The organism is Pseudomonas sp. LBUM1678 (genome assembly GCF_059695575.1).
In genome coordinates this window covers 1,824,694-1,844,192 of the sequence record NZ_CP166775.1, presented here as the reverse complement: position 1 = coordinate 1,844,192, position 19,499 = coordinate 1,824,694, and the positions used below count along the sequence as shown (strand labels likewise).

The 19,499-nt window shown below is 58.0% G+C and carries 15 protein-coding genes; 4 read left to right on the top strand and 11 right to left on the bottom strand.

Features of this window, described 5'->3' with window-relative positions:
- Positions 1-102: 102 nt before the first annotated feature.
- The 6 genes from odhB to sdhC all read right to left on the bottom strand — a co-directional run bounded on the left by odhB (position 103) and on the right by sdhC (position 7,688).
- On the bottom strand, positions 103-1,323 hold the full coding sequence (odhB, locus tag ACA070_RS08335) for a 2-oxoglutarate dehydrogenase complex dihydrolipoyllysine-residue succinyltransferase (protein ID WP_033056077.1): 1,221 nt from the start codon (positions 1,321-1,323) through the stop codon (positions 103-105).
- A gap of 42 nt (positions 1,324-1,365) precedes the next feature.
- Positions 1,366-4,197, bottom strand: a complete 2,832-nt coding sequence (locus ACA070_RS08330; protein ID WP_497450750.1) for a 2-oxoglutarate dehydrogenase E1 component — start codon at positions 4,195-4,197, stop codon at positions 1,366-1,368.
- Between the two features lie 259 nt (positions 4,198-4,456).
- Entirely contained in the window at positions 4,457-5,161 is a 705-nt protein-coding gene (locus tag ACA070_RS08325; protein ID WP_497450749.1) for a succinate dehydrogenase iron-sulfur subunit, read from the bottom strand.
- Between the two features lie 11 nt (positions 5,162-5,172).
- Positions 5,173-6,948 carry a succinate dehydrogenase flavoprotein subunit gene (gene sdhA / locus ACA070_RS08320; protein ID WP_008032662.1) on the bottom strand — a complete coding sequence of 592 codons (1,776 nt, stop codon included), beginning with the start codon at positions 6,946-6,948 and terminating at the stop codon, positions 5,173-5,175.
- A gap of 3 nt (positions 6,949-6,951) precedes the next feature.
- On the bottom strand, positions 6,952-7,320 hold the full coding sequence (gene sdhD / locus ACA070_RS08315) for a succinate dehydrogenase, hydrophobic membrane anchor protein (RefSeq protein WP_497450748.1): 369 nt from the start codon (positions 7,318-7,320) through the stop codon (positions 6,952-6,954).
- On the bottom strand, positions 7,314-7,688 hold the full coding sequence (gene sdhC / locus ACA070_RS08310) for a succinate dehydrogenase, cytochrome b556 subunit (RefSeq protein ID WP_497450747.1): 375 nt from the start codon (positions 7,686-7,688) through the stop codon (positions 7,314-7,316). Before sdhC ends, sdhD begins: the two co-directional genes overlap by 7 nt.
- A gap of 362 nt (positions 7,689-8,050) precedes the next feature.
- Between sdhC and gltA the strand changes: the two genes are divergently transcribed.
- Positions 8,051-9,340, top strand: a complete 1,290-nt coding sequence (gene gltA / locus ACA070_RS08305; RefSeq protein ID WP_010456856.1) for a citrate synthase — start codon at positions 8,051-8,053, stop codon at positions 9,338-9,340.
- 1,196 nt (positions 9,341-10,536) lie between these two features.
- Here gltA and ACA070_RS08300 read toward each other — a convergent pair.
- The 3 genes from ACA070_RS08300 to ACA070_RS08290 form a co-directional block, all read right to left on the bottom strand.
- Positions 10,537-12,195: a cation acetate symporter gene (locus tag ACA070_RS08300; protein ID WP_497450746.1), complete on the bottom strand. Its 1,659-nt coding sequence runs from the start codon at positions 12,193-12,195 to the stop codon at positions 10,537-10,539.
- Entirely contained in the window at positions 12,192-12,503 is a 312-nt protein-coding gene (locus ACA070_RS08295) for a DUF485 domain-containing protein (protein WP_131061562.1), read from the bottom strand. The genes ACA070_RS08300 and ACA070_RS08295 overlap by 4 nt, the downstream gene beginning before the upstream one ends.
- Positions 12,504-12,720: 217 nt before the next feature.
- Entirely contained in the window at positions 12,721-13,572 is an 852-nt protein-coding gene (locus ACA070_RS08290; RefSeq protein ID WP_497450745.1) for a glycine betaine ABC transporter substrate-binding protein, read from the bottom strand.
- Between the two features lie 300 nt (positions 13,573-13,872).
- Here ACA070_RS08290 and ACA070_RS08285 point away from each other — a divergent pair, with 300 nt between their 5' ends.
- A complete protein-coding gene (locus ACA070_RS08285) occupies positions 13,873-15,468 on the top strand; it encodes a glycoside hydrolase family 17 protein (protein ID WP_497450744.1) in 1,596 nt (531 codons plus the stop codon).
- Positions 15,469-15,593: 125 nt separating this feature from the next.
- Here ACA070_RS08285 and ACA070_RS08280 read toward each other — a convergent pair whose 3' ends face one another.
- Positions 15,594-15,962 carry a hypothetical protein gene (locus tag ACA070_RS08280; protein ID WP_497450743.1) on the bottom strand — a complete coding sequence of 123 codons (369 nt, stop codon included), beginning with the start codon at positions 15,960-15,962 and terminating at the stop codon, positions 15,594-15,596.
- 223 nt (positions 15,963-16,185) lie between these two features.
- Here ACA070_RS08280 and ACA070_RS08275 point away from each other — a divergent pair, with 223 nt between their 5' ends.
- Positions 16,186-17,484, top strand: a complete 1,299-nt coding sequence (locus ACA070_RS08275) for a serine/threonine protein kinase (protein WP_497450742.1) — start codon at positions 16,186-16,188, stop codon at positions 17,482-17,484.
- Positions 17,477-18,265, top strand: a complete 789-nt coding sequence (locus ACA070_RS08270; protein WP_461984985.1) for an MlaA family lipoprotein — start codon at positions 17,477-17,479, stop codon at positions 18,263-18,265. The genes ACA070_RS08275 and ACA070_RS08270 overlap by 8 nt, the downstream gene beginning before the upstream one ends.
- A gap of 190 nt (positions 18,266-18,455) precedes the next feature.
- Here the strand turns inward: ACA070_RS08270 and ACA070_RS08265 are convergent, their stop codons facing one another.
- On the bottom strand, positions 18,456-19,370 hold the full coding sequence (locus tag ACA070_RS08265) for a DUF808 domain-containing protein (RefSeq protein ID WP_497450741.1): 915 nt from the start codon (positions 19,368-19,370) through the stop codon (positions 18,456-18,458).
- Positions 19,371-19,499 lie beyond the last annotated feature (129 nt).

Genomic DNA, 19,499 nt, shown 5'->3' with positions numbered 1-19,499 from the left:
CCTTCTCGAATCAAACCGGACAATCCCTTTTGGGGATTGTCGTGGGACGAAGCTGGTCATTACAGGAGGGCCGCCCATCATTGAACGGCCCGTGCAACGTAATCAGATATCCAGCAGCAAACGAGCCGGGTCTTCCAGCAGGTTCTTGATGGTAACCAGGAAGGTCACAGCTTCTTTGCCATCGATCAGACGGTGATCGTAGGACAGAGCCAGGTACATCATCGGGCGGATAACGACCTGACCGTTGATCGCCATAGGACGCTGCAGAATGTTGTGCATGCCCAGGATGGCCGCTTGCGGCGGGTTGACGATCGGGGTCGACATCATCGAACCGAAGGTACCACCGTTGGTGATGGTGAACGTACCGCCGGTCATTTCGTCCATCGACAGTTTGCCGTCGCGAGCCTTCTTGCCGAAGGTGGCGATGCCGCCTTCGATTTCAGCCAGGCTCATCAGTTCGGCGTTACGCAGAACTGGTACAACCAGGCCGCGGTCGCTGGAAACAGCTACACCAACGTCAGCGTAGCCGTGGTAAACGATGTCGGCACCGTCGATCGACGCGTTGACAGCCGGGAAGCGTTTCAGCGCTTCGGTGGCCGCTTTCACGAAGAACGACATGAAGCCCAGGCGTACGCCGTTGTGGGACTTCTCGAACAGGTCCTTGTACTTCGAACGCAGGGCCATGACTTCGGTCATGTCGACTTCGTTGAAGGTGGTCAGCATCGCCATGTTCGACTGAGCTTCAACCAGGCGCTTGGCCACGGTAGCGCGAACGCGGGTCATCGGAACGCGCTTCTCGATGCGGTCGCCAGCGGCGAACACAGGAGCAGCGGCAGCCGGAGCAGCAGCCTTGGCAGGCGCAGCAGCCGGAGCGGCTTTCTTGGCAGCAACGGCTGCAACCACGTCTTCCTTGGTCACACGACCGCCTTTGCCAGTGCCGGCAACGGAAGCGATGTTGATACCGTTTTCTTCAGCCAGCTTGCGAGCAGCCGGTGCAGCAACAGGATCGTCTTCGCCTTCGGCGGCTGGAGCAGCAGCTTGTGCAGCAGCCGGAGCAGCGGCAGCAGCTGGAGCGGCAGCAGCGCCGCCCGCTTCGATGGAGCCCAGCACTTCGTCGGACAGAACGGTGTCGCCTTCGTTCTTGACGATAGCGCCCAGCACGCCGTCAGCAGTGGCCAACACTTCCAGCACAACCTTGTCGGTTTCGATGTCGACGATCAGGTCATCACGCTTTACAGCGTCGCCCGGTTGTTTGTGCCAGGTGGCAACGGTGCCATCGGCAACCGATTCCGGGAAAGTGGGGGCTTTGATTTCGATAGCCATTATCTGTGAGTCCTTAAATTCGGTTTCAGGTGCGCGAAGGCGTTAAACAGTAAAGGCGTCTTGCAGCAGTTTTTCCTGCTGCTCAGCGTGCATCGATGCATAACCACAAGCAGGTGCAGCAGAAGCATCACGGCCGGCGTACTCGAGGACGAGCGCCTTGTTGTGATTGCCAACGATGCGGCGCATGTGATGCTGGCTGCAGTACCAGGCACCCTGGTTCATCGGCTCTTCCTGACACCAAACGATATGTTTGAGGTTGGTGTACGGAGCCAGGACTTCGTTCAAGTCGTCCTCAGGGAATGGGTACAGCTGCTCGATACGCACGATGGCGATGTCATCACGACCTTCGGCACGGCGTTTTTCCAGCAGGTCGTAGTAGACCTTGCCGCTACACAGAACAACGCGCTCGACCTTTTTCGGGTCCAGTGCATCGATTTCCGGGATAACGGTCTGGAACGAACCTTCGGCCAGATCTTCCAGGGTCGAGATGGCCAGCTTGTGACGCAGCAACGACTTCGGAGTCAGAACGATCAATGGCTTGCGCAGCGGGCGAATCACCTGACGACGCAGCAAGTGGTAGATCTGAGCCGGGGTAGTCGGTACCGCCACCTGAATGTTGTGCTCGGCGCACAGCTGCAGGTAACGCTCCAGACGCGCCGACGAGTGCTCCGGCCCCTGACCTTCATAACCGTGCGGCAGCAGCATGGTCAGACCGCAGAGACGGCCCCACTTGTGCTCGCCACTGGTGATGAACTGGTCGATAACCACCTGGGCACCGTTGGCGAAGTCGCCGAACTGGGCTTCCCAGATCACCAGCGCCTCAGGCGTGGTGGTCGAGTAACCGTATTCGAACGCCAGCACGGCTTCTTCGGACAGGAACGAATCGTACAGGTCGAAACGTGGCTGGCCCTTGTACAAGTTTTGCAGCGGGACGTAGGTCCCCGCGTCTTTCTGGTTGTGCAAGACAGCGTGACGGTGCGAGAACGTACCGCGACCGATGTCCTGACCCGTCATGCGAATCGGGTGACCTTCGAACGCCAGGGTCGCGTACGCCATGGTTTCGGCGTAACCCCAGTTGATCGGCAGGCCGCCTGCTTGCATCTTCTGACGGTCTTCGTAGATTTTCGAGACCTGGCGCTGAACCACGAAGCCTTCCGGAATTTCCAGCAGCTTGGCAGACAGTTCCTGCAAGGTTTTCAGATCGAAACGCGTGTCGTGACGCGCAGTCCAGGCGTGGCCCAGATACGGACGCCAGTCCACGAACAACTCTTTGTTCGGCTCTTTGACCAGGCTTTTTACAACATGCAGGCCGTTGTCCAGCGCGTTGCGGTATTCATCGACTTTCGCCTGAACACGCTCAACGTCCAGCACACCGCTCTGAGTCAGGCGATCGGCATACAGTTCACGGGTGGTGCGCTGTTTGGTGATCTGCTGATACATGATCGGCTGGGTGCCGCTTGGCTCGTCGGCCTCGTTGTGGCCGCGACGACGGTAGCAGACCAGGTCGATCACCACGTCACGCTTGAACTGCATGCGGTAGTCGATGGCCAGCTGGGTCACGAACAATACGGCTTCCGGATCATCACCATTCACATGGAGGATCGGCGCCTGGATCATTTTCGCAACGTCGGTCGCATACTCGGTGGAACGCGAGTCCAGCGGGTTGCTGATGGTGAAACCAACCTGGTTGTTGATCACGATGTGCACGGTGCCGCCGGTCTTGAAACCGCGGGTCTGCGACATCTGGAAGGTTTCCATCACCACGCCCTGACCGGCGAATGCCGCGTCACCGTGGATGGAGATCGGCAGAACCTTCTCGCCGGTAGGGTCGTTACGACGATCCTGACGGGCGCGAACCGATCCCTCGACCACTGGAGATACGATTTCCAGGTGGGACGGGTTGAAAGCCATCGCGAGGTGAACTTCACCGCCAGTGGTCATGACGTTGGACGAGAAGCCCTGGTGATATTTAACGTCACCGGAACCCAGCTCGACCTTCTTCTTGCCTTCGAACTCGTCGAACAGCTCGCGCGGGTTCTTGCCGAAGGTGTTGACCAGCACGTTCAGACGGCCACGGTGGGCCATGCCGATAACGATTTCCTTGGTGCCGTAGGAACCGGAACGCTGGATCAGCTCGTCGAGCATCGGAATCAGGCTCTCGCCGCCTTCCAGACCGAAACGCTTGGTACCCGGGTATTTGGTGCCCAAGTATTTTTCCAGGCCTTCACCGGCGGTAACACGCTCAAGCAAGTGACTCTTGATGTCGGCGGAGTACGTCGGACGACCACGCACGCTTTCCAGACGCTGCTGGAACCACTGGCGCTGCTCGGAATCGGTGATATGCGTAAATTCAGCGCCGATGGTGCGGCAATATGTCTGCTGCAACGCTTCGTGAATTTCGCGTAGGCTCGCCTCCTCTTTGCCGATGAACAGGTCGCCGGCACGGAAGGTCGTATCAAGATCGGCATTGGTCAAGCCGTAATGATTGATCGACAGGTCTGCAGGTGCAGGACGCTGCCACAGCCCCAGCGGGTCAAGCTGGGCTGCCTGGTGGCCACGCATACGGTAGGCCTGGATCAATCGCAGCACTTCAACTTGCTTCTTCTCGTGCTCACTGCTCACGCTCCCGGCGGAAACCGGTTGGGCGCGGCGCTGGTTCTTTGCCAGCAAGACGAAATGATCGCGAATTGTGGAGTGCGAAACATCGGTGGCAGAGCTGCCGTCAGTCGGCAACTTCTGAAAGTAGGTGCGCCACTCTTCTGGCACAGCGTTAGGGTCGTGCAGGTAGAGCTCGTAGAGCTCTTCCACATAGGCAGCGTTACCACCGGATAGGTGGGCACTGTTCCACATGCGCTGCATCACGCTTTCTTGCATGCTTGGTCACCCTCGATTAGGGGAACACCACCGGCGTCGACACAGAGCAAACTTGCAGAAGTCCGAATGCAGCGACCAAAACAAGCCACTTAGGATCACGCTGATAGTCCGGGTACCAGCCCGGATGCCCCTGCTTGTCTCATTTCTTCAAAATAAGAGCCGCAGCCTTATAAGCTGCTGCTCAGGTTAAGACTACGGCGCCGGTTGAAGCCTGCGCCGTAGCATCTACGGGTACAGCGGTCCTGCATTTACAGCTGAATCACACGCCGCTTTGCAGCAGCATGTTACGTACGTGACCGATGGCCTTAGTCGGGTTCAGGCCTTTCGGGCAGACGTTGACGCAGTTCATGATCCCGCGGCAGCGGAATACGCTGAACGGGTCATCCAGCGAAGCCAGACGCTCGGCAGTCTTGGTGTCGCGGCTGTCTGCCAGGAAGCGGTAAGCTTGCAGCAGTGCAGCCGGGCCTAGGAACTTGTCCGGGTTCCACCAGAAGGACGGGCAAGAGGTCGAGCAGCAAGCGCACAGGATGCACTCGTACAGACCGTCGAGCTTTTCACGCTCTTCAGGGGTCTGCAGACGTTCGATGGCCGGAGCCGGCGTGTCGTTCTGCAGGTATGGCTTAACCTTCTCGTATTGCTTGTAGAAGATGCTCATATCGACGACCAGGTCACGGATAACCGGCAAACCTGGCAGCGGACGAACGATCAGCTTGTTACCTTTTACGACAGCGGACAGCGGCGTGACGCACGCCAGAGCGTTTTTGCCGTTGATGTTCATGCCGTCGGAACCGCAAACACCTTCACGGCAAGAGCGACGATAGGAGAAACCTTCGTCCTGCTCTTTGATCAGGGCCAGCACGTCAAGCACCATCAGGTCTTTACCACCGGTATCGACCTGGAATTCCTGCATGAACGGCGCAGCGTCCTGATCAGGGTTGTAGCGATAAACACTGACTTGCAACATGGCGGCCACCCTTAATAAGTCCGAATCTTAGGTTCAAAAGTCGGAACAGTCTTCGGCGAGAAGTTCACAGCACGCTTGGTCACGCGCTTGTCACCCGGGAAGTACAGGGTGTGGCACAGCCAGTTTTCGTCGTCGCGATCTTCGTAGTCTTCACGGGCGTGAGCGCCGCGGGACTCTTTGCGGATCTCTGCAGCGATGGCAGTGGCTTCGGCCACTTCCAGCAGGTTCTGCAGTTCCAGGGCTTCGATTCGAGCGGTGTTGAACGCCTGGCTCTTGTCGTTGATCTTGACGTTGGCGATACGGCCACGCAGATCAGCCAGCTGGGCAATACCCTTCTGCATGTATTCGCCGGTACGGAATACACCGAAGTAGTTCTGCATGCAGCTTTGCAGCTCTTTACGCAGGGTGGCGACGTCTTCGCCTTCGGTACGCGAGTTCAGACCATCGAGACGTGCCAGGGCAGCGTCGATGTCGGACTGGCGAGGACGGGCGTAATCAACGCCTTCTTTCAGGGTCTGCTCCAGGAACAGACCGGCTGCACGGCCGAATACCACCAGGTCGAGCAGCGAGTTGCCGCCCAGACGGTTGGCACCGTGAACCGATACGCAAGCCACTTCGCCCACTGCGAACAGACCAGGAATGATCTGGTCGACGCCGTCGGCGTCCTGGGTGATTGCCTGACCATGAATGTTGGTGGCAACGCCGCCCATCATATAGTGGCAGGTTGGAACGACCGGAATCGGCGCCACGGCTGGATCGACGTGGGCGAAGGTCTTGGACAGTTCCATGATGCCTGGCAGACGGCTGTGCAGAACTTCTTCACCGAGGTGATCGAGTTTCAGCATTACGTGGTCGCCATCCGGACCGCAACCGTTGCCGGCGATGATTTCTTTAACCATCGAACGGGCAACAACGTCACGACCAGCAAGGTCTTTGGCGTTCGGAGCATAACGCTCCATGAAACGCTCGCCGTGCTTGTTGATCAGGTAACCGCCTTCACCGCGGCAGCCTTCAGTCACCAGTACACCTGCGCCAGCGATGCCGGTCGGGTGGAACTGCCACATTTCGATGTCTTGTACCGGCACGCCAGCACGCAGAGCCATGCCGACGCCGTCACCGGTGTTGATCAGGGCATTGGTGGTGGACGAGTAGATACGACCTGCACCGCCGGTCGCCAATACGGTGGCGTTAGCGCGGACGTAGGAGGTTTCGCCGGTTTCGATGCAGATGACGATCATGCCGACAAAGGCACCGTCTTCGTTCTTCACCAGATCGACGCCGTAGTATTCGTTGAGGAATACGGTGCCGGCCTTGAGGTTGGCCTGGTACAAAGTGTGCAGCAGAGCGTGACCGGTACGGTCGGCAGCGGCGCACGTACGTGCAGCTTGACCACCTTTACCGAAGTCTTTCGACTGACCGCCGAACGGACGCTGATAAATGCGGCCCTGTTCGGTACGGGAGAACGGCAAGCCCATGTGCTCGAGTTCGAAGACCGCTTCCGGGCCTACGGAACACATGTATTCGATAGCGTCCTGGTCACCGATGTAGTCGGAACCTTTGACGGTATCGTACATGTGCCAGCGCCAGTCATCGTTCGGATCTGCCGAAGCGATGGCGCAGGTGATGCCACCCTGGGCGGATACAGTGTGCGAACGAGTCGGGAAAACCTTGGTAACTACGGCAGTCTTGTGACCACCTTGAGCCAGCTGCAGCGCAGCGCGCATGCCAGCACCGCCGCCGCCAATGATGATGGCGTCGAACGAAAGCGTATTAACTGTAGTAGACATGAATCAGATACCCCAAAGAATCTGCACACCCCAGACGAAGTAGGCGAACATCGCGACGCCGCATACTGCCTGGAAGAGGAAACGTACTGCAGTCGCGGACTTGCCCAGCGCCATCGGCGTCAGGTAGTCGGTCGCGATGGTCCACATGCCAACCCAGGCGTGAGCGCCCAGGGCCACCAGGGCCAGCAGACTGAAGATACGCATCCCGTTGCTTGCAAACAGTTCATGCCATTGGGCGTAGCCAATGCCAGGGTGCGCTACGAGGTATCCGATCAGAAAAATGAAATAAGCCGCGAGAACAACCGCAGACACACGCTGCGCCATCCAGTCATAGAGACCGGAACGCGACAGGTTCGTTACGCTGGTTACCATATCCAAACTCCCGCCAGAACGATCAACACCGCAGATACGGCGATAATGATTTTCGAGCCCAGCTTGCCGCCTTCCAGCGTCTCACCGATGCCCATGTCCATGATCAAATGGCGCACACCGGCTACCAGGTGATACAGCAGAGCGGACAGGAGGCCCCATGCTACGAACTTGGCCAGAGGACTGGTCAAGCATGCCTTCACCTCGACAAAACCTTCCTCGGAACCCAGAGATTTGCCCAATGCATAAAGCATGAAGCCAAGGCCCAGGAAGAGGATGATGCCGGAAACACGGTGAAGAAACGACGTAACGCCGGTGATGGGGAGTTTGATGGTCCTTAGGTCTAGGTTTACAGGTCGTTGGCTTTTCACGGCTTTTTTTCACACTGAAGAGCCCCTAACAATCAGGGCAAAGTTGTTGGGGAGTGCACTGGTCAGGTAACCACCACCCAGGGATGCGACCCCCAATAAAGCAGGCCCAAAAGCCCCTGGCGGTCGGTGGCCGAGTATAGACAGTTAGGCTACTAATGACAACGCGTTCACCTTCCCCTAATAGCTCATTGCACAAGTTGGATAAAAGGCGTAAATGGCAGTCAATTTCGAGGAAAAAGTCCGGTTAAAGCCTTCTGGAGCAAGACTTTAGGCAAATTGACATTCGAATTTATCTCACTATAGTGGTGCGGGCCCTGCGTGGGGGGTCTGTCTGATGATTTCAAGCATAAATAGGAGGCCACATGGCTGACAAAAAAGCGCAGTTGATCATCGAGGGCGCAGCCCCCGTCGAGCTGCCCATTTTAACCGGCACCGTTGGTCCCGATGTTATTGATGTTCGGGGCCTGACGGCCACGGGCCGTTTCACCTTTGACCCTGGTTTCATGTCGACAGCTTCCTGCGAGTCGAAGATCACCTATATCGACGGCGACAACGGCATTCTGCTGCACCGCGGTTACCCGATCGAACAGCTGGCTGAAAAGTCGGACTACCTGGAAACCTGCTATCTGCTGCTCAACGGCGAATTGCCGACCGCAGAACAGAAGGCCCAGTTCGTCAGCACCGTTAAGAACCACACCATGGTTCACGAGCAGCTGAAGACCTTCTTCAACGGCTTCCGCCGCGACGCCCACCCAATGGCCGTCATGTGCGGCGTAGTCGGCGCCCTCTCGGCCTTCTACCACGACTCCCTCGACATCAATAACCCGCAGCATCGCGAAATCTCCGCGATCCGCCTGGTTGCCAAGATGCCGACCCTGGCAGCGATGGTTTACAAGTACTCCATGGGCCAACCCATGATGTACCCGCGCAACGACCTGACGTACGCGGAAAACTTCCTGCACATGATGTTCAACACCCCGTGCGAGATCAAACCGATCAGCCCGGTACTCGCCAAGGCCATGGACCGGATCTTCATCCTCCATGCCGACCACGAACAGAACGCATCGACGTCCACCGTACGCCTGGCCGGCTCTTCGGGTGCCAACCCGTTCGCCTGTATCGCCGCCGGCATCGCTGCACTGTGGGGCCCTGCCCACGGCGGCGCGAACGAAGCTGTTCTGACCATGCTCGATGAAATTGGCGATGTCTCGAACATCGACAAGTACATCGCCAAGGCCAAGGACAAGAATGATCCGTTCAAGCTGATGGGCTTCGGTCACCGGGTTTACAAAAACCGCGACCCACGCGCCACCGTCATGAAGCAGACTTGCGACGAAGTACTGAAGGAACTGGGCATCAAGCACGACAAGCAACTCGAACTGGCCATGCGCCTGGAAGAGATCGCCCTGACCGACCCGTACTTCATCGAACGCTCGCTGTACCCGAACGTCGACTTCTACTCGGGGATCATCCTCAAGGCGATCGGCATTCCAACCAGCATGTTCACCGTGATCTTCGCCCTGGCGCGGACTGTCGGCTGGATCTCCCACTGGAAAGAAATGCTCTCCAGCCCGTACAAGATTGGCCGTCCGCGCCAGTTGTACACCGGCTACGAGTCGCGTGACATTACCAAGCTGGAAGACCGCAAATAAGACCTGTCTTGCGATAACGTCTTAAGTTTTACCGGGAACGGCCTCTATTTATATAGAGGCCGTTTTTGTTTGTGTGGCCTCAGTGGTCTCAGCGGCCTGAGGGCCGACTGGGTTTTGGGTTAGGTGTATATCCGTTTCTGCGGTAACGGCGTCTTATGGTTTCGCTCTTACAGCGACTCACTTTTCCAAACGCCGGAGTGCCGGCCCAGCAAAAAGTAAGCAAAAGGCTTCGCCCCGGCGTACGGCGCCTCGCTGAGGCTCCGCGTTCCCTCGCTACGGTGTCCATCAGGGGGCATCGCCTACGGTCTGCTTCGCGACGACCTCCTCTCGATGTGTGCGGCTTCGCCGCACGGCGCTACGCGCCTAACCCCCTGATGAACACCTACGCTCGGCCTGCCGAAGGGGCGATAGATCAAAAGCTGAATCAAGATCAAGATCAAGATCAAGATCAAAATCAAAAGCCAAAGCCAAAGCTAAAGCCAAAGCCAAAGCCAAAGCATCCTCACACCTGTAGGAGCGAGCCTGCTCGCGATAGCGGTAGTTAGATCAACATTGCTTTGCCTGACACACCGCCATCGCGAGCAGGCTCACTCCCACAGAGGATTCATGTACACCTGCAAGAAATTGGTCGGCTGACAGGCCGCCTTCGCGGGCAAGTCGGGACGCCGAACCGCTCGCTCCTACAAAAAGCAAGCAGAGCAGCGTGCGGCGTTTGCTTCTCACCACTCATCAGGCCGAGCGTTAGCTCGCCTGCTTTTGATCTTGATCCACCCGCCCCTTCGGGAGGCTGAGTGGAGGTGTTCATCCGGGGAGTGGCGCGTAGCGCCGTTCGACGCAGTCGAACACGCTGCATGTAGGTGCAGCGAAGCCAACCGGAGGGCAGTGTCCCCGGATGGATACCGGAACGAAGGAACGCCGAGCCTAAGCGAGGGGCCGGACGCTTGGGGCGAGCGTTTTTTTGCTTACTTTTTTTAGGCGCTTGTAAAAAAAGTGAGTCGCCGTAAGGGCGAAACCGCCAGCCGCCGTTACCGCAGGAATGGATATGTACCCGGAAAGCAAGAACATGGTCGGCTATCAGGCCGCCATCGCTGGCAGGCCAGCTCCCACAGAGTCAAAGCAACGCCAAAAAAAAATGCCCCGATCTCTCGACCGGGGCATTTTTCGTTTAACGCACTTACACAGACAACCTCGAAGCCTTAGTGAGAAACCGCCCCACTCGCCCCCAGACCGGTCTGCGAACGAACAAACTGCGGGAAGAACAGCGCCCGCTCATTAGCGCCAGCCGCGGACTTGTCAGTGATCGAGAAGAACCAGATCCCGATAAACGCAATAGCCATCGAGAACAGCGCCGGGTACTCATACGGGAAGATAGCCTTCTCGTGATGCAGGATCTGCACCCAAATGGTTGGCCCAAGCACCATCAAACCAACCGCACTCACCAGACCCAACCAGCCACCGATCATCGCACCACGAGTGGTCAGCTTCTTCCAGTACATGGAAAGCAGCAGCACCGGGAAGTTACAGCTCGCCGCGATGGAGAACGCCAGGCCCACCATGAACGCGATGTTCTGGCTTTCGAACAGAATGCCAAGACCGATCGCCAGCACCGCCAAAGCGATGGTAGTGATTTTCGAGACACGTATCTCGTCCTTCTCGTTGGCCTTGCCTTTCTTGATCACGCTGGCATACAGGTCGTGAGACACCGCCGAAGCACCGGCAAGGGTCAAACCGGCAACCACTGCCAGAATGGTCGCGAACGCTACCGCCGAGATGAAGCCCAGGAAAATACTGCCACCCACCGCGTTGGCCAGGTGCACCGCCGCCATGTTGTTACCGCCCAACAGCGCGCCAGCCGCATCTTTAAAGGCCGGATTGGTGCTGACCAGCAGGATCGCGCCGAAGCCGATGATGAAGGTCAGGATGTAGAAGTAGCCAATGAAACCGGTTGCATACAGCACGCTCTTGCGAGCTTCCTTCGCGTCACTCACAGTGAAGAAGCGCATCAGAATGTGCGGCAGGCCTGCGGTACCAAACATCAGTGCCAGGCCGAGGGAGAACGCGGAAACCGGATCTTTCACCAGACCGCCCGGGCTCATGATTGCTTCGCCTTTGGCGTGAACCTTGATCGCCTCGGAGAAAAGCGTGTTGAAGTCAAAGTTGACGTGCTTCATCACCATCAGCGCCATGAATGAGGCACCGGACAGCAACAGCACTGCCTTGATGATCTGCACCCAAGTGGTCGCCAGCATGCCGCCGAACAGCACGTACATGCACATCAGGACGCCGACCAGGATCACCGCTACGTGGTAATCCAGACCGAACAGCAACTGGATCAGCTTGCCGGCCCCGACCATTTGCGCGATCAGGTAGAACGCCACCACCACCAGCGAACCGCAAGCGGACAGCGAGCGAATCTGGGTTTGCCCAAGGCGGTAGGACGCCACGTCGGCAAAGGTGTACTTACCCAGGTTACGCAGGCGCTCGGCGATCAGGAACAGAATGATCGGCCAGCCCACCAGGAAGCCGATCGAGTAGATCAGGCCATCGTAGCCGGAAGTGAACACCAGGGCGGAAATACCCAGGAAGGACGCCGCGGACATGTAGTCACCGGCAATCGCCAGACCATTCTGGAAACCGGTGATCTTGCCGCCGGCCGCATAGTAGTCGGCCGCCGAGTTATTTTTCTTGGAGGCCCAGTAGGTGATATACAAAGTCGCGCCGACGAAAGCCACGAACATCAGAATCGCGGCAACGTTCAGCGGTTGTTTCTGAACGGCGCCGGTCAGGGCTTCAGCCGCCCAGGCACCCGGTGCGAATGCTGCAACACTCAATAAAGCCAATAGACGCCGGATCATTGCTGAGCCTCCTTGAGAATCAGATTGTTCAGGTCGTCGAATTCGCCATTGGCGCGTCGCACGTAGATTGCAGTCAGGACAAAAGCCGAAAGAATCAGCCCGACACCAATCGGTATCCCCCAGGTAATCGAAGATTCAGGGCTGATTTTCGCCCCCAGAATATGCGGCCCGTAAGCAATCAAAAGGATGAATCCGGAGTAAAGCCCAAGCATGATCGCTGAAAGAATCCAGGCGAACTTTTCTCGCTTACTAACCAGCTCCTTGAAGCGCGGGCTGTTTTGAATCGAGAGGTAAATGCTGTCGTTCATTGTTTTTATCCTCGCAGCACAGATTAAAGTTGGAACGTTATCCACTCTATGCGGCTGCGGAACAGGTTCCAGACGACCTTAGTATTAGAACGACATGACAGAATCGCCATTTTTCAGCATCCACTAAACATTGTGGGAGCAGGGGAAAAGCAAAAGGCCCCTTGGCAAATATGCCAAGGGGCCTTTGAGGGGTGCTGACTAGAGCCGTCAGCTCAAATCATTTGATCCAGTCTGCAACGCGTTCCGGGTGTTTGGCCACCCAGTCCTTGGCAGCGGTTTCAGGCTTGGCGCCATCTTGAATCGCCAACATGACTTCGCCGATTTCGTCTTTCGACGCCCACTGGAAGTTCTTCAGGAACTTGGCCACTTCCGGTGCTTTGGTTGCCAGTTCTTTGCTACCGATGTTGTTCACAGTTTCAGCCGCGCCATAAACGCCTTTCGGGTCGTCCAGGAAGCGCAGTTTCCACTTGGCGAACATCCAGTGCGGCACCCAACCGGTTACAGCAATGGATTCGTTCTTCTTCTCGGCACGGGTCAGCTCGGCAATCATGCCGGCGCCGGAACTGGCCTTGAGTTGATAGCCGGTCAGATCGTAATCCTTGATCGCCTGTTCGGACTTGAGCATTACACCCGAACCGGCGTCGATGCCGACGATGCGCTTCTTGAAGGTGTCGTCAGTTTTCAGATCGTCAATGGTTTTGGCCTTGACGTACTCCGGCACGATCAAGCCGATTTTTGCATCCTTGAAGTTCGGACCGTAATCGACGACTTGATCCTTGTTCTTGGTCCAGTATTCGCCGTGGGTCACCGGCAGCCAGGCGGACAACATGGCGTCGAGTTTGCCGGTGGCCACACCCTGCCACATGATCCCGGTGGCGACGGCTTGCAGTTTCACGTCATAACCCAGCTTCTGCTTGATCACTTCGGCGGCCACATGCGTGGTCGCGACGCTGTCGGACCAACCGTCAACGTAACCGATGCTCAGGGTTTTGCTCTCGGCATTGGCCATAGTGGAGCCAATCGCAAGCACCAGAGCGGCACCTGCGCCTAAAAGTCGTCGCATCTTCATCGTTACTTCCCCGAAAGTGCTGCGCTCGACGGGTGCCGAGTCGCGTCAACGTATTGTTATGGTGCACAGCGCCCCCATCACGCCCACCGCAAACTCGTTCGAACATCAGCGTGATTTATCTATGAGAGCACTGATGCGTCGATAATCAACCTGACGCCAACCGGAACCTGTGCTGTCAGCGACCTCAAGGCATCGAGAAACGACATCAGAACGCCATTAATCACGACCATCTCGGATGCGCCGGCCGATCCGCCCGAACTTTGCATGTCAAAATCATGCAAGGCCCCTAGCGCGGGGCAAATGCAGGTAACATGCGCGCCTTTGCTCCCAGACGGCCTGACCATGCCCGCGACATCCCGCTTTCCTTTTCTGGCTTATCTCTTCGCGTGTCTGCTGGGGCTGTTTGCCCTTGGCGGCTTCTGGTACGGCATCGGCAAACCGGTGATTTTGCCGGACGTCGCGAGTGCGACGCACAAGCTGCAATGTGCCTCCTACACCCCGTTCGACAAGGACCAGTCACCGTACGACGTGCCGTTCAAGTTGCGCCCCGAGCGCATGGACGCTGACCTCGCGCTGCTGGCCAAAAGCTTCGATTGCATCCGCACCTATTCCATGACCGGCCTCGAGGCGGTGCCCGCTCTGGCGCGCAAGCATGGTCTGAAGTTGATGATCGGCGCCTGGGTCAATAGCAACCCGGTGGACACCGAGAAAGAAGTCGACCTGCTGATCGCCTCGGCGAACGCCAATGCGGACGTGGTGACCTCGGTGATCGTCGGCAACGAAACACTTTTGCGCAAGGAAGTGACGGGCGCGCAGCTGGCGAAGCTGATCAACAAAGTCAAAAGCCAGGTCAAGCAGCCGGTCACTTACGCGGATGTCTGGGAGTTTTGGCTCAAGCACCCGGAAATCGCCCCGGCGGTGGATTTCCTGACCATCCATTTGCTGCCGTACTGGGAAGACGATCCCTCGAACATCGACGCGGCGCTGCAGCATGTGGCTGAAGTGCGTCAGGTGTTTGGCAACAAATTCGCACCTAAAGACGTGGTGATTGGCGAAACCGGCTGGCCCAGTGAAGGCCGTCAGCGCGAAACCGCCCTGCCGAGCCGAGTCAATGAAGCCAAGTTCATCCGTGGTTTTGTCATCATGGCCGAGCAGCAAGGCTGGCATTACAACCTGATCGAGGCCTTCGACCAGCCATGGAAACGCGCCAGCGAAGGTGCGGTCGGCGGTTACTGGGGGCTGTTCGATGCCGATCGTCAGGACAAAGGCGTGCTGGCCGGCCCTGTGTCGAACGTGCCGTACTGGTCGCAGTGGCTGGCTGTTGGCGGTTTGATCTTCCTTGGTACGCTGTTCCTTGGCGGGCGTGTACGCACCACGCGTGCTGCCTTGGTGTTGCCGCTGCTCGGCGCGCTGGCAGCTTGCTCGATTGGCGCCTGGGGCGATCTGGCGCGTGTCACCACGCGTTTTGCCAGTGAATGGTTGTGGGTGGCGTTGCTGACGGGTTTGAACCTGTTGGTGCTGGCCCATGCAGCACTGACCCTGAGCGCCCGAACTGGCTGGCGTGAGCGGGCGTTCAATGCACTGGAACGTCGAGCGGGCTGGCTGGTCGCAGCGGCAGGTTTTGCGGCGGCGGTGATGATGCTGGAACTGGTGTTCGATCCACGCTATCGCAGCTTCCCGAGTGTCGCGTTCATCCTGCCGGCGCTGGTTTACCTGTGCCGTCCGGTGAACGTGCCGCGCCGTGAAATCGCCCTGCTGACCTTCATCATCGGCGCCGGCATTGCGCCGCAGCTGTATCAAGAAGGGTTGCAGAACCAGCAGGCCTGGGGTTGGGCGCTGGTGAGTGTGTTGATGGCGGCGGCGTTGTGGCGCTGTTTGCGGGTTCGCAAGGGCTGATCTTCAGCGCCCCTACCGGCCTCATCGCGAGCAGGCTCGCTCCCACAATGGATTTTCGGCGAGCACAGATCTTGTGTACGACAGAAATCAACTGTGGGAGTGAGCCTGCTCGCGATGACTGACTGTCAGGCGCTACGAGACGCCCGGACCAGACGCAAAGCGGCAATCACCACCGCAAACACCGCCAACGTCGTGTTGTACAACGCCAGCGCCGGAAACCCGAACGCCAGCGCCAGCACCGCCAGCCACCACCCGGCCCGGCCCGGCACGACAAAACCGATGATCGCGGCGGCCAATGCGGCGAAACCCAACACCTTGAAGTGAATCATCAAGCCCAGGTTCGAACGAATCTGGCATTCCCAGCGGCTCGCCTCGTCCACGCAGAGGCCAACCCACTGCGCATCCTCCATAAATCCATAACGCGCGCCATAACTGGCGGCCAGCCATAACGGCAGCAGAACGAGTAGCAGAATCACGGGAAGACGGCGGGACATGAAGCACTCCAATAAACGAAAACGGCGGCCAGCTTAATCCCCCGACAGCGGTAAGCAAACGCGCTTAACAGATAACTGGTCACGAAATAGCTGCAAAGTGTATCGTCCAGCTACTATTGATCCGAAATTAGCCTGATTGGTGCCGCAGCATGGCACTTTGGCGCAAACCCCGTGGTCATAGCCTGCGAACTTCATTCGGCACCTTCCTCTAAGGGATCTAGTCATGCTCCGTTCCTTGCGCTTCGCCGCCCTGTTTGGCGGCCTTATTTTGAGTGCGTCCGCACTGGCGGTCGATATCGACGCCGCCAGTTATGGCTACCCCTTGACCAACCCGTTCGAGGCGACCATCGCCACGACTCCGCCGGATCTGCGTCCGGAGTTGCCGCTGGACGACGACATCGATCAGCAGACACGCAGCGTGACTCTGCGCCCGGAGCGTGCATTCGAACTGCCGGACAACTTCTGGCCGGTAAAAAAGCTGACTTACCGCATTGCCACGCAGGACAAGGCAGCCCCGCTGATCTTCCTGATCGCCGGCACCGGCGCGCGTTATGACAGCAGCCACAACGAGTACCTGAAAAAGCTCTACTACAAGGCCGGCTATCACGTGGTGCAACTGTCGTCGCCCACCAGTTTCGACTTCATGAGCGCGGCGTCACGCTTTGCCACACCGGGCATTACCAAGGAAGACGCCGAAGACATGTACCGGGTGATGCAGGCCGTGCGGGCGCAAAACCCGAACGTCGACGTTACCGATTACTACCTGACCGGTTACAGCCTGGGCGCGCTGGACGCAGCATTCGTCGCGCACCTGGACGAAACCCGCCGCAGCTTCAACTTCAAGAAAGTCTTGCTGCTCAACCCGCCGGTCAACCTTTACACCTCGATCACCAACCTGGACAAGTTGGTCCAGACCGAGGTCAAGGGCATCAACAACAGCACCACTTTCTATGAACTGGTGCTCAACAAACTGACCCGCTACTTCCAGCAAAAAGGCTACATCGACCTCAACGATGCTCTGCTCTACGACTTCCAGCAGTCCAAGCAGCACCTGACCAACGAACAGATGGCCATGCTGATCGGCACCTCGTTCCGCTTCTCGGCGGCCGACATTGCCTTCACCTCGGACCTGATCAACCGTCGTGGCCTGATCACCCCGCCGAAAACCCCGATCACCGAAGGCACCAGCCTCACGCCGTACCTCAAGCGTGCGCTGCAGTGCGACTTCGACTGCTACATCACCGAACAAGTGATCCCGATGTGGCGTGCACGAACCGATGGCGGGAGCCTGCTGCAACTGATCGATCAGGCCAGCCTGTATGCCTTGAAGGATTACCTGCATGACAGCCCGAAAATCGCTGTCATGCACAACGCCGACGACGTGATCCTCGGCCCGGGTGACCTCGGCTTCCTGCGCAAGACCTTCGGCGATCGTTTGACCGTTTATCCACTGGGCGGCCATTGCGGCAACCTTAATTACCGCGTCAACAGCGACGCCATGCTGGAGTTCTTCCGTGGCTAAATACCTCCTGCTTATCGCAGCGTTACTCTGTGCAGGCGTCGCCAATGCCGACAACAGCAAAGCCAACGCACCGGTTGTTATCGACAGTGACGGCTTCAAAGAGCCGCTGAGCAAGCTCAAGTTCAACCCGGGGCTGGATCAGCGCGAGTTCGAACGCTCCACGCTCAATGCGCTGAACGTCTACGACCCGCTGGAAGAGTGGAACCGCCGGGTTTATCACTTCAACTATCGCTTCGACCAATGGGTGTTCCTGCCGGTGGTCGACGGTTATCGCTACATCACCCCGAGTTTCCTGCGCACCGGCGTCAGCAACTTCTTCAATAACATCGGCGATGTGCCGAACCTGATGAACAGCCTGCTGCAGTTCAAAGGCAAGCGTTCGATGGAAACCACCGCGCGCCTGCTGCTCAACACCACCGTCGGCATCGCCGGCCTATGGGACCCGGCCACCGCCATGGGCCTGCCACGTCAGGCCGAAGACTTCGGTCAGACTCTCGGCTTCTACGGTGTGCCGGGCGGCGCCTATTTCGTGCTGCCGATCCTTGGCCCTTCGAACATCCGCGACACCGGCGGCCTGGTGGTGGACTTCAGCGCCGAATCGGCGATCAACTTCCTGAACGTCTCGGAAGTCAGCTCCAACCATCCTGAGGTCTGGGTCCTGCGCGGCGTCGACAAGCGCTACCAGAACAGCTTCCGCTACGGTCAGCTGAACTCGCCGTTCGAGTACGAGAAAGTGCGTTACGTATATACCGAATCGCGCAAGTTGCAGATCGCCGAGTAATTCCATCGGCAACAAAAAAGGCCATTCGATGCAGATCGAATGGCCTTTTTAATGATTATTTTTCAAACACTACAAACTACTGTGGGAGCGAGCCTGCTCGCGATAAGGTCATAACATTCAACATCAATGTTACCTGTTATACCGCTATCGCGAGCAGGCTCGCTCCCACATTTTTGGATAGTGCCTGGCTCTAGCCTTTCAGCGCCTTGTAGATCTTGCTGACCAACATCACACCGGCCAGCACAACGGCACCGGCCACAATCCCCGCCACCGCATTCAGCAACGTCGGCACGATAAACCCGGCACCGCCCGCCCCCGCACTCACGCTTTCAATCCAGTGATGAACCACCGGCACGCCATGGGTCAGAATCCCGCCGCCCACCAGGAACATCGCCGCAGTCCCGATCACCGACAGGCTTTTCATCATGTACGGCGCTGCGCGCAAAATCCCGCCGCCAATGCTTTTCGCCATCTGACCGGGCTTCTGGGTCAGCCACAGGCCGAGATCATCAAGTTTGACGATGCCCGCCACCAGGCCATAGACGCCGACGGTCATGACGATGGCGATGCCGGACAGCACGATGACCTGCTGGGTCAACGGCGCATCCGCCACGGTGCCAAGGGTGATGGCGATGATTTCCGCCGACAGAATGAAGTCGGTGCGGATGGCGCCTTTGATCTTGTCTTTCTCGAACGCCACCAGATCAACCGCCGGATCGGCCACGGCCTCGACCAGTTCAGCATGTTCGGTCTGGTCTTCAGCCTTGCTGTGCAGGAATTTGTGGGCGAGTTTCTCGAAACCTTCAAAGCACAGATACGCGCCGCCGATCATCAACAACGGCGTGACCAGCCAGGGAATGAATGCACTGATGGCCAGGGCTGACGGCACCAGGATCAGCTTGTTGAGAAACGAGCCCTTGGCCACCGCCCATACGACCGGGATTTCCCGCTCGGCACGCACACCGGAAACCTGTTGGGCATTGAGCGCCAGATCGTCGCCGAGCACGCCGGCGGTCTTCTTGGCGGCCATCTTGGTCATCAACGCCACATCGTCGAGTACCGCGGCAATGTCGTCGATCAGCAACAGCAAACTGCTTCCTGCCATGAATCAGGTTTCCTTCTTGAATGAATGCCGCGCAGCATAGCGCGGCCGAGCGCCGCACGGGGCATTCTTGAGCGCCGCGCGAGCCCGGTGCTACCATGCGCAACCGCCAGAACAGGCAAGGAACCCCCT

Bases quoted from the DNA above. Each gene is read 5' to 3' on its own strand.
- odhB (WP_033056077.1), bottom strand. From the start codon at position 1,323: ATGGCTATCGAAATCAAAGCCCCCACTTTCCCGGAATCGGTTGCCGAT.
- ACA070_RS08330 (WP_497450750.1), bottom strand. From the start codon at position 4,197: ATGCAAGAAAGCGTGATGCAGCGCATGTGGAACAGTGCCCACCTATCC.
- ACA070_RS08325 (WP_497450749.1), bottom strand. From the start codon at position 5,161: ATGTTGCAAGTCAGTGTTTATCGCTACAACCCTGATCAGGACGCTGCG.
- sdhA (WP_008032662.1), bottom strand. From the start codon at position 6,948: ATGTCTACTACAGTTAATACGCTTTCGTTCGACGCCATCATCATTGGC.
- sdhD (WP_497450748.1), bottom strand. From the start codon at position 7,320: ATGGTAACCAGCGTAACGAACCTGTCGCGTTCCGGTCTCTATGACTGG.
- gltA (WP_010456856.1), top strand. From the start codon at position 8,051: ATGGCTGACAAAAAAGCGCAGTTGATCATCGAGGGCGCAGCCCCCGTC.
- ACA070_RS08300 (WP_497450746.1), bottom strand. From the start codon at position 12,195: ATGATCCGGCGTCTATTGGCTTTATTGAGTGTTGCAGCATTCGCACCG.
- ACA070_RS08295 (WP_131061562.1), bottom strand. From the start codon at position 12,503: ATGAACGACAGCATTTACCTCTCGATTCAAAACAGCCCGCGCTTCAAG.
- ACA070_RS08290 (WP_497450745.1), bottom strand. From the start codon at position 13,572: ATGAAGATGCGACGACTTTTAGGCGCAGGTGCCGCTCTGGTGCTTGCG.
- ACA070_RS08285 (WP_497450744.1), top strand. From the start codon at position 13,873: ATGCAGGTAACATGCGCGCCTTTGCTCCCAGACGGCCTGACCATGCCC.
- ACA070_RS08280 (WP_497450743.1), bottom strand. From the start codon at position 15,962: ATGTCCCGCCGTCTTCCCGTGATTCTGCTACTCGTTCTGCTGCCGTTA.
- ACA070_RS08275 (WP_497450742.1), top strand. From the start codon at position 16,186: ATGCTCCGTTCCTTGCGCTTCGCCGCCCTGTTTGGCGGCCTTATTTTG.
- ACA070_RS08265 (WP_497450741.1), bottom strand. From the start codon at position 19,370: ATGGCAGGAAGCAGTTTGCTGTTGCTGATCGACGACATTGCCGCGGTA.